At 71.7% G+C, this 820-nt stretch carries 1 protein-coding gene; it reads left to right on the top strand.

All coding sequences use genetic code 11. The annotated features are described in order from the left end of the window. Positions 1-107: 107 nt before the first annotated feature. On the top strand, positions 108-820 hold a 713-nt coding region (locus tag IAQ70_RS22485), incomplete at its 3' end, for a glucose-6-phosphate dehydrogenase assembly protein OpcA (protein WP_190992170.1).

Genomic DNA, 820 nt, shown 5'->3' with positions numbered 1-820 from the left:
TACTGGGCCGGGCTCGATGAGCAGCCCGAACCCTACGCCCCGGGGTCCTGGGGCCCGGCCACCGCGGATGAGCTGCTGGCCCGTGACGGACGAACCTGGAGAAGGCCATGATTGTTGACTTGCCGGACACCACCACCTCGAAGGTCTCCAAGAAACTCATGTCCCTGCGTGAGCAGGGCGGGGTGATCGCCCTGGGCCGGGTCCTGACCCTGGTGGTCGTGACCCGGTCCGGGCTCGAGGAAGAAGCGATCGAGGCCGCGAACGAGGCCAGCCGCGAACACCCCTGCCGGATCATCGTCCTCGCCGACGCCGGCACCTCGGCCCCGAACCGGCTCGACGCGCAGATCCGGGTCGGCGGGGACGCCGGCGCCTCGGAAGTGATCGTGCTGCGCGGGTACGGCGAACTCGCCCACGAGTCCGAATCCCTGGTCGCTGCCCTGCTGCTCCCGGACGCCCCGATCGTGGCCTGGTGGCCGCACGGGGCACCGGAGAACGCCTGCGAAACCTCCGTGGGCCGGATCGCGCACCGCCGGATCACCGACTCGGCGAACGAACCGGACCCCCAGCGCGCGCTGGAGAACATCCGGACCACCTACAAGGCCGGGGACACCGACCTCGCCTGGACCCGGCTGACGAACTGGCGGATCCAGCTCGCGGCCGTCCTGGACCAGGTGGATTCCTCCCCCGTGACCGCCGTCGCGGTCGAGGGGGCCTCGGACTCACCCTCCACCATCCTCCTCGCGGCCTGGCTCACCCTGGCCCTGGAGGCCCCCGTGACCATCGTCGCGGACCCCGCCGGGACCGGCATCCGCCGCGTCCG

This window comes from Pseudarthrobacter sulfonivorans (assembly GCF_014712225.1).
Lineage (GTDB): Bacteria > Actinomycetota > Actinomycetes > Actinomycetales > Micrococcaceae > Arthrobacter > Arthrobacter sulfonivorans.
Note: the sequence above shows the minus strand (reverse complement) of the source record. Positions and strands in the feature narration are given on the sequence as shown.